This is a genomic window from Arthrobacter sp. NPDC080086 (genome assembly GCF_040702285.1).
Window position 1 is genome coordinate 1 of sequence record NZ_JBFBKP010000111.1, and the last position, 9,440, is coordinate 9,440.

7 protein-coding genes and 1 pseudogene are annotated in these 9,440 nt (G+C 68.1%); 1 reads left to right on the plus strand and 7 read right to left on the minus strand.

Translation table 11 applies throughout. The features are described 5' to 3' along the window. Positions 1–204: 204 nt before the first annotated feature. From pdxS to AB0305_RS21465, 6 genes are all read right to left on the minus strand, one after another. A complete protein-coding gene (gene pdxS / locus AB0305_RS21440; protein WP_290257711.1) occupies positions 205–1,131 on the minus strand; it encodes a pyridoxal 5'-phosphate synthase lyase subunit PdxS in 927 nt (308 codons plus the stop codon). Positions 1,132–1,346: 215 nt separating this feature from the next. Then, positions 1,347–1,985, minus strand: a complete 639-nt coding sequence (gene pgsA / locus AB0305_RS21445; RefSeq protein ID WP_364135429.1) for a phosphatidylinositol phosphate synthase — start codon at positions 1,983–1,985, stop codon at positions 1,347–1,349. Continuing rightward, positions 1,975–2,595: an HIT domain-containing protein gene (locus AB0305_RS21450; protein WP_364135427.1), complete on the minus strand. Its 621-nt coding sequence runs from the start codon at positions 2,593–2,595 to the stop codon at positions 1,975–1,977. The genes pgsA and AB0305_RS21450 overlap by 11 nt, the downstream gene beginning before the upstream one ends. Positions 2,596–2,609: 14 nt before the next feature. Next, entirely contained in the window at positions 2,610–4,616 is a 2,007-nt protein-coding gene (thrS, locus tag AB0305_RS21455) for a threonine--tRNA ligase (RefSeq protein WP_364135424.1), read from the minus strand. A 140-nt stretch (positions 4,617–4,756) separates the two neighbouring features. Further along, positions 4,757–8,296, minus strand: coding sequence for a DNA polymerase III subunit alpha (gene dnaE / locus AB0305_RS21460; protein WP_364135421.1), 3,540 nt, complete (start codon positions 8,294–8,296; stop codon positions 4,757–4,759). Then, a complete protein-coding gene (locus AB0305_RS21465) occupies positions 8,293–8,622 on the minus strand; it encodes a DUF6504 family protein (RefSeq protein ID WP_364135418.1) in 330 nt (109 codons plus the stop codon). The genes dnaE and AB0305_RS21465 overlap by 4 nt, the downstream gene beginning before the upstream one ends. 211 nt (positions 8,623–8,833) lie before the next feature. Between AB0305_RS21465 and AB0305_RS21470 the strand changes: the two genes are divergently transcribed. Continuing rightward, positions 8,834–9,220, plus strand: coding sequence for a hypothetical protein (locus AB0305_RS21470; RefSeq protein WP_364135415.1), 387 nt, complete (start codon positions 8,834–8,836; stop codon positions 9,218–9,220). Here AB0305_RS21470 and AB0305_RS21475 read toward each other — a convergent pair. Further along, a pseudogene (locus AB0305_RS21475) lies at positions 9,221–9,440 on the minus strand (hypothetical protein); the annotation flags it as partial.

The following is a 9,440-nucleotide window of genomic DNA, read 5'->3' on the forward strand; positions in this document are numbered from 1 at the left end:
CCAGGAGATGAAAGACTTCGAAACGGTCATCGAGGAGATGTACGCCGCACCGCGTTCCTAGGAGGAGCCACTAAGAGGCAGGGCCTGGTCCGGCAGCGTGCGTAAAAGGGGCCCCGCACCCCAACCGGCAGCTCGGCTGCCAACAACGCGCGGGGAATAGCACGCAGAGGATCGCGCCGCTCGGCGCCCCGCAGGGCGCGCAGGCTACCAGCCGCGCTCGGCGAGGCGGTGCGGCTGCGGGATCTCGTCGACGTTGATGCCGACCATGGCCTCGCCCAGGCCGCGGGAGGCCTTGGCGATGACGTCAGGGTCGTCGAAGAAGGTGGTGGCCTTCACGACGGCGGCGGCGCGCTGGGCCGGGTTGCCGGACTTGAAGATTCCGGAGCCGACGAAGACGCCGTCGGCGCCGAGCTGCATCATCATGGCGGCGTCGGCCGGGGTGGCAATGCCGCCGGCGGTGAAGAGGACCACGGGGAGCTTGCCGGCAGCGGCAACTTCCTTGACCAGTTCGTACGGGGCCTGCAGTTCCTTGGCCGCGACGTACAGCTCGTCCTCGGGCAGGGCGGCGAGCTTGGCGATCTCGGAGCGGATCTTGCGCATGTGCCCGGTGGCGTTGGAGACGTCGCCGGTGCCGGCCTCGCCCTTGGAGCGGATCATGGCCGCGCCCTCGTTGATGCGGCGCAGGGCCTCACCGAGGTTGGTGGCGCCACAGACGAAGGGAACCTTGAAGTTCCACTTGTCGATGTGGTTGACATAGTCGGCCGGGGTGAGGACCTCGGACTCGTCGATGTAGTCGACGCCGAGGGACTGCAGGACCTGGGCCTCGACGAAGTGGCCGATGCGGGCCTTCGCCATGACGGGGATGGAGACCGCGTCGATGATCTGGTCGATCATGTCCGGGTCCGACATGCGGGACACGCCGCCCTGGGCGCGGATGTCAGCGGGAACGCGTTCCAGCGCCATCACGGCCACGGCACCGGCGTCTTCGGCAATGCGGGCCTGCTCGACGTTGACGACGTCCATGATGACGCCGCCCTTGAGCATCTCCGCCATGCCGCGCTTGACGCGGCTGCTGCCCGTGACGTTCTGGGCGGACGCGCCGGCTTCGCTGCTTACATCAGGTGTAGACACAAAAACCCCTATGGGTAGATAGATGACCTCGCCCGGCGCGGACGGCACACGGGTACCGTGTGCGTTCACCCCGGATTACCGGAAACCATTGGCCGGTAAGGGTAATACTAGTCCCCCGCCGCGGGCCGGTTGAACTCGGGTTACGCCCCGGAACCGGGCGGGGACAGCGTCGGGGACAGGGTACGTCAGCCTGTGTCCTGTGGGTGCAGCCCGGCTCAGGCGGCGTGGTCGCTGGTGGTGCCGCGGGCTTCCTCCAGCGACTGCCGGCGGACGGCGCCGACCCGCTGGATGATCGTCACGAAACTGGCCAGCGCGAGCAGGCAGAGGGTGACGAGCAGGACCACCGGCGGCAGGCCGATGCCGGTGAAGCCGGTTACCACAAGGACGGAGACGAGCCGTTCGGCACGCTCTGCGATGCCGACGTTGGCGTGGAAGCCCAGCGCCTCGGCCTTGGCCCGGGCGTAGGAGACCACCATGCCGAGGACCAGGCAGAGCAGGGCGGCGACGGCGATGGCCGGGTTGGCCCCGCCGGTGAAGAACCAGACGGCGACGCCGGCGAACAGGGCGCCGTCGGCCACCCGGTCCAGCGTGGAGTCCAGGAAGTTGCCCCAGCGGCCGCCGCGTTCCTGTAGCCGTGCCATGATCCCGTCGATGACGTCGGAGAAGATGAATGCGGTGATGAAGATGGTTCCCCACCAGAGCTGGCCCAGCGGGTAGAAGACGAGGGCGCCGACGACGACGCCGGCGGTGCCGACGATCGTCACGGCGTCCGGGGAGACGCCCATCCGGAGCAGCCAGCGGGCCAGCGGGGTGAACAGCGCGGTGAAGAACCCGCGGGCGTGCTTATTCAGCATCCGGTGTTCCCGCCGCCGGTTCCGTGGCCGCGGACGCGGGCCACGCTTCCGAAACCTGCCGGCGGACCGCGCCGAGGGTCTGGGTCATCGCCTTGGTCTGGGCGATGATCGGAAAGAAGTTCCCGTCCCCGCCCCAGCGCGGCACCACATGCTGGTGAAGGTGGCCCGCGACGCCGGCGCCGCCGGTGACGCCCTGGTTCATGCCCAGGTTGAAGCCGGTGGGGTTGGAGACTTTCCGCAGCACGCGCATGGCGGTCTGCGTCAGGTCGGCAAACTCGGCGGTCTCCTCGACCGTCAGATCCGTATAGTCCGGGATGTGCCGGTACGGGCACACCAGCAGGTGCCCGGGGTTGTATGGGTACAGGTTCAGCACCACGTAGCAGGTCCGGCCGCGGTAGACGATCAGCGATTCCTCGTCCTGGCGTTCCGGTGCCACGCAGAACGGGCAGTCGTCCTGGTTCTTGAACTGGTGCTGGCCGCCCTTGATGTACGCCATGCGGTGCGGAGTCCACAGGCGCTGGAACGAGTCCGGCACGCCGGCCAGGCCAAAGTCATCGGTCACGCCGTCGTCGCCCGGGTAGCCCTGGCCGGCGCCTGTGGATTCCTGCACTTGCTGCTCCCCCGCTAGCTGGTCCGCTCGCGGACGGCGTCCACGATCCGACGGACGGCCTCGGCCACCGGCACGCCGTTGTCCTGGCTGCCGTCCCGGAACCGGAAGGACACGGCCCCGGCCTCGGCGTCGTCGCCGCCGGCGATCAGCACGAACGGGATCTTGTCCTTGCTGGCGGTGCGGATCTTCTTCGGGAACCGGTCCGAGGAGATGTCCACCTCGGCGCGGATGCCCGCGGCCTTGAGCTGGTCGACGACGTCGAACATGTAGTCGTTGAACGCCTCCGCCACCGGGATGCCGACCACCTGGACGGGGGCGAGCCAGGCCGGGAACGCGCCGGCGTAGTGCTCGGTGAGGACGCCCATGAACCGTTCGATCGAGCCGAACAGTGCGCGGTGGATCATGACCGGGCGCTGGCGGGTGCCGTCGGAGGCCTGGAATTCCAGTTCGAAGCGCTCCGGCAGGTTGAAGTCCAGCTGGATGGTGGACATCTGCCAGGTCCGGCCGATGGCGTCACGGGCCTGGACGGAGATCTTCGGGCCGTAGAACGCCGCTCCGCCCGGATCCGGGACCAGTTCGAGGCCGGATTCGGTCGCCACTTCCTCGAGGGTGCGGGTGGCTTCCTCCCAGACCTCGTCGGCGCCGACGAACTTCTCCGGGTCCTTGGTGGAGAGCTCCAGGTAGAAGTCCTGCAGGCCGTAGTCCTTGAGCAGGCCCAGCACGAAGTTCAGGGTCTTGGTCAGTTCGTCCTTCATCTGCTCGCGGGTGCAGTAGATGTGGGCATCGTCCTGGGTCATGCCCCGGACGCGGGTCAGGCCGTGCACCACGCCGGACTTCTCGTAGCGGTAGACCGAGCCGAATTCGAAGAGCCGCAGCGGCAGTTCACGGTAGGAGCGGCCGCGCGAGCGGAAGATCAAGTTGTGCATCGGGCAGTTCATCGGCTTCAGGTAGTAGTCCTGGCCGGGCTTGCGGACGGTGCCGTCCTCGTTCAGTTCCGCGTCGATGTGCATCGGTGGGAACATGCCGTCCCGGTACCAGTCCAGGTGCCCGGAGACCTCGTAGAGGTGGCCCTTGGTGATGTGCGGGGTGTAGACGAACTCGTAACCGGCGTCGACGTGCCGCTGCCGGGAGTAGTCCTCCATGGCCTTGCGGATGATGCCGCCCTTGGGGTGGAACACCGGCAGGCCGGAGCCCAGCTCGTCCGGGAAGGAGAACAGGTCCAGTTCGGCGCCGAGCTTGCGGTGGTCGCGGCGTTCGGCCTCGGCGATGCGCTCCTGGTAGGCCTTGAGGGCTTCCTTGGTGGGCCAGGCGGTGCCGTAGATGCGCTGGAGCTGCTTGTTCTTCTCGCTGCCGCGCCAGTAGGCCGCGGAGGAGCGGGTCAGGGCGAAGGCGTTGGAGATCAGCTTGGTGTTGGGCAGGTGCGGGCCGCGGCATAGGTCGCACCAGACGGTGGTGCCTTCCTTGCGCTCGACGTTGTCATAGATGCTCAGCTCGCCGCCGCCGACCTCGACGCTGGAGCCGTCCTCGTCACTGCCGGCGCCCTTGAGGCCGATCAGTTCGAGCTTGTACGGCTCGTCCTTCATCGCCTCGCGTGCCTCGTCCTCGGTCACCACGCGGCGGACGAACTTCTGGTTCTGGTTGACGATCTTCAGCATCATCTTCTCGAGCTGGCGCAGGTCCTCCGGGGTGAAGGGTTCCTCGACGTCGAAATCGAAGTAGAAGCCGTCGGTGATGTAGGGGCCGATGCCCAGCTTGGCGTCGGGGCGCAGCTGCTGCACGGCCTGGGCCATGACGTGGGCGGTGGAGTGGCGCAGCACGTTCAGGCCGTCCGGGGAGTCGATGGTGACGCCCTCGACGTCGGCGCCGGCCGGCAGGGGCTGGTCCAGGTCCTTCAGTTCGCCGTTGACACGGGCCACGACGACGTCGCGGCGCTCGAAGAAGAGTTCCGCGCCGGTGGTCCCGGTAGTCACCTGGGTCTCTTCGCCATCGACGAGAAGGGTGATCTGCTGGGCATCTGACACGGGTGTCTCCTATTCACGGTTTTAAGGCTTCGTAGCTTGTGGCGTACGGGGACCACAGCCAGCCTCGTCCATGCTATCGGTATTTCCGGACGCCCAACCAACGCCCGCCACCTCCCCCGGAGCCGCTTTCGGAGCCGCCCTCAACCGCTGAACCCCGTGATCGCGAGGGTTCGCCGGATGCCGTCCAGCGCCCCGGGCGCCATGTCCAGCGGCGGGGTCTCGGGCGCGTCGCCGCCGGTAATGGCGCCTCCGCCCGAGCCGGTACCCGCGCCGGCGGCCGGGAAGGGAAGGGTGTCGGTGCGGCTGAGGTCCCAGGCCATGGAAGCGCTGATGCTGATGCCACGGGGCCCGGTGCGGCGGGTGGTGCCGCGGATCAGCAGCAGCCGGGTGCTGAAGAGCAGCGGCCCGGCCTGCTCCTGGGCCTCGTGGAAGAAAACCGAGTCCACGCAGCCGGTCCCGTCGTCGATGCTGATGAAGACCACCCGCCGGCCGCCGCGCATCGGAGGGGTCTGGGTGGCCACCCGCACGCCGGCCACCAGCACCTCGGTGCCGTTGCGCAGCTTCAGGAGCTGGTCCGCCGTGGTGACGCCCAGTCGGTCCAGCAGCGGCCTGTGGCTGTCCACCAGGTGGGCGCTGACGTCCACGGCCATCAGGTCCAGCTCGGCCCGGACGGTCTCCACCAGCGTGGGGGCGGGCCGGCCGCCCTTGAGGTTGGTCAGTTCCACATCGCCCAGCGGCAGGGCCAGCTGGCCCTCGATCACCTCGGCGCCCTTGCGCTGCGTCCTGGTCTGCAGCTGCTGCAGGTGGTGGACCAGGTCCGCCCGGTTGGTGTTGCCGCCGGCGGCACGGTGCAGGGAGTCGAAGGCCCCCAGCTGGGCGAGGCGCTGGATGCTGGGTTTGCTGATCCTGGTCCGGGCGCGCAGGTCCGCGAGGGAGTCGTAGGGCTGGCCGGCGACGATGCGTTTCAGTTCGGCGCCGGAGAGACCGAAGATTCCCTTCAGGCTCAGCCGGATGCCCAGTTTCCCCCGGTCCGGGCCGTCCACGACCGGTTCCACCCGGTATTCGGCCTGGCTGCGGTTGATGTCCAGGGGCAGGAGGGGGATGCCCATGCGGCGGGCCTCGGCCACCAGGAGCCGCTTGGGATACATGCCGGGGTCGTGTTCCCAGATCCCGGCCAGGAACGCCTCCGGGTGGTGGGTTTTCAGCCACGCCGACTGATAGGTGGGCACGGCGAAGGCGGCGCCGTGGGCCTTGCAGAACCCGAAGCTGCCGAAGGCCTTCAGGGTTCCCCAGACCTTGTCAACGACCGCCGGGGAATAGTCCCGCCGCTTGGCCTCCCGGCGGAAGAATTCCTCCACCTGGTTCTCCAGTACCTCGTTGCCGAGGGCGCGCCGGAACTCATCGGCGCGGGCCAGGCCGCAGCCGGTCATCACGTCGAAGGTCTTCAGGATCTGTTCGTGGAAGACAGTGACGCCGTGGGTTTCCTTCAGCACCGGCTTGAGGTCCGGGTGCGGGAACACCTCCGGGGCGAAGCCGTGCCGGTGTTCCAGGAAGGGCCGGACCATGTCCGACTTCATCGGCCCGGGCCGAAAGAGGGAGATGTCGATGATGAGGTCGTTGAACTCCCGGGGGGCCAGCTTTCCGATCAGTTCGCGCTGGCCCGGGGATTCGATCTGGAAGCAGCCAAGGGTGTGGGTGCTGCGGATCAGGTCGAAGGTGGGCTCATCGTCCAGCGGGACGGCGTTCAGGTCGATGGTGCCGTCCTCGGCAATGTAGTCCGGCCCGCTGCCGTCCGGCCCGGGCTGGTGGTTTCCGGCGGCTACCACGTCCGCTTTCGAGGGGTGCAGCCGGATGACCTCCCGGACTGCGAAGGCCATGGCGGACTGCATACGGACGCCCAGGACGTCGAGTTTGAGCATGCCCATGGGGTCCATGTCGTGCTTATCGAACTGGCTCATCGGCAGGCCCAGGCCGCTGGGCTGGACCGGGGTGCGGTCCAGCAGCGTGGCATCGCCCAGTATGACCCCGCACGGGTGCATGGAGATGTGCCGGGGCAGCCGGTCCAGCCGTTCGGTCAGGTCCACCAGCAGGTCCAGCTGTTGGTTGCCGGTGAAGTCCCGCTGCTCCACCCGCCCGGCGAACTCCTTCAGCTCCGGCTTCTCCACCAGCGCCTCGCGGAAGTTCCGTGCGGAGAAACGCCACAGCTGTTTGGCGATCTCGTCGATGTCGCCGCCCTCCATGCCGAGGGCCAGTCCGGCGTCGCGCACGGCACCCCGGGCGCGGTACCCGTTCTGCATGCTCATCAGGGTCACCCGCTCGGCACCGAACCGGTCGAAGATCTTCCGGTAGACGTTGTGCCGTTCGGCGCTCTCGACGTCGATGTCGATGTCCGGCAGGGTGGCCCGGTCCCTGGAGAGGAAGCGTTCGAAGATCAGGTCGTGCTGCAGCGGGTTCACCTGGCTGACGCCGATCAGGTAGTTGACCAGGCTGGAGGCCCCGGAGCCCCGGGCCGCGGCGCGCACCCCCATGTCCGTGATCATCCGGGACACCTCGGCCACGGTCAGGAAGTAGGAGGCGAACCCGAGGCTGTTGATGATCCGCAGCTCATGCTCCAGCCTGGCCCGCAGCTCCACGGCACTGCTGCCGCTGATGCCGGGAAAGCGGCGGGTGATGCCGGCCTCGCAGCGGGCCGCCAGTTCGGCCAGCGGGTCCCCCTCGATCCCGATCACGGCCGCTTCCGGGACCACCGGCTGCTTCCAGCCCATGTCCGCGGCCGGGTCTATCCGGCAGCGGTCCGCGAGCGCCTCGGTATGCGCCAGCAGGCTCTTGAGGTCGGCCGCGCCGAATCCCGCGGCGTGAATGATTTCCTTGCCCAGCTCCAGCATCTGCGCGGAGCTTTTGAGCCAGGCCTGTCCGTTGGGTTGCAGCAGCGGCTCGCCGGCCAGTTCGGGCAGCGACTTCAGGGTCCGGGCGGAGTCCAGCACGTCCGCCGTGGCCGCCCCGTCCTCGGCGACATAGCGCACGGCGTTGCTGAGCACGGCGGGAACGCCGTGTTCGGCGGCCAGCTTGAGCATCCGCACGGCGTGCGCTGTGCTGAGGTGCTCCCCCGGGGCGCTCAGCTGGGAGACCACCTCGGCGGTGACGGTTCCCGCCGGCATGGCGTCGAGCCATTGCTTGAACAGGGTGCGCGGCCGCAGGTAGCGCCGCCCGCCCATGGAGCGGCCGACGTCGGAGTCCGGTCCGAGCAATACCGTCAGCACCGGCTCGAGCGTCTGCGGATCCAGCGCCCGGGATGCCAGTTCGGCCCGTGTTACCGCGGCGGGGACCGTACCGCCGGCCTTTCCCGTGGTGCGGGCGTGGGCATCGGAGATCAGCCGGCACAGGGCGCGGTATCCGGCCCCGGCGTTTCCCCCGTGGGCCAGGACGACGACGCGGCCGCCCACCTGGGTGCGGAGGTCGCCGTCGTCGTCAAAGACTGCCAGGTCCACCCCCACGATGGGATCCAGCCCCGCGGCCATGCAGGCCTTGAGGTGTTTGATGGTGCCGTAGAGGCCGTCACGGTCGGTGCAGGCGAGCGCCGTTGCCCCGTCGGCTGCGGCCGCCGCGGCCAGTTCCTCCGGCCAGGACACGCCATAGTGGGCGCTGAAGGCAGTGGAGACATGCAGGTGGGTGAAGCTCATGCCGACGCTGGCCTCCGCTGCCCCGCCAGGGCGTCGTGGAGCCGCAACAGCCGCCAGCGCCCGCTGCGCAGGTGGCGGCTGAGGTCGAGGGTGAGGCTTTGGTCCGGGGCCGAGGCGTCCCGGACCTCTAGCCGCCAGATCTCCGAGTCCACCAGGCCTGGGCCGCTGCCCAGCGGTGCGCGCTGCACTTCAGCCCACCACTCACGCCGTTCGAACCACCTCACCGGCTCGGCGCACAACTCATAGCTCCGTCCCGCCCAGACCAGGGACTCGGGCCGGCCCTCCGGGGTGCAGGCCACCTCCACGGATTCGCTGAACATCCCCATGATGCCTCCCGGGCGCAGTGTTTTAGACGAACGGGCTGGACGGCCGCCGGGCAGGTGCGCCGGAAGGTGCAGGTGCCACAGGCGGGAGGCCAGACGGGTTCACGCTTGAATTATTCGAACATATCTTCGAATAGAACAAGTCTACGACGGGGCCGGGACAAAACCTAGATCAGGGGTGGACGGGGCCAACGTCCGGGGGCAGGATTGGCCTATGAGCTCGCACAACGCACTCCTGAAGCACGTCAGCATCGCCGCCAAGGATTCAACGTTGGTGGCGACCTTCGATATAGACGGCAATATCCCGGCCTCGGGCGCCTACGTGGTGGGGCTGGTCGCGGCGACGCCGGACCATTCACATCAACGGCGGCTGGAAATCGAATTCCTCAATGGCGAGGCCGTGTCCTTCTTTTGCTTCAGCCATGACGGCACGGAGGAGAACTTCGACATCAAGGGCGTCCAGCATTCCGGGAACACCATCACGGGCAACTTCCCGCTGAGCACGGTACTGGGCCTGCCCAAGGGGCACCTGATGACGGCCTTCAGCGACTGCGACGGGCGGGAGTACCAGGCCAACGTCCCCGTGGAGGAATCCCTCTAGCTAGCTGCCGGCCTTGTAGACCTCAAGCTCCAGGCGGATGAAGGCATCGATCATGGCCTTGTAGGTCTCTCCGACGATGTCGGTGTCGATGTCGTTGCGTTCGGCCGTTGCCTTCACGTGTTCCAGGACGCGCTCCACCCGGCCCGGGGCGCGGACCTCGGCGCTCGTCAAGCGATCACCAAAGGCGCGGTTGCCAACCTGGTCGTGGTTCTGCAGAAAC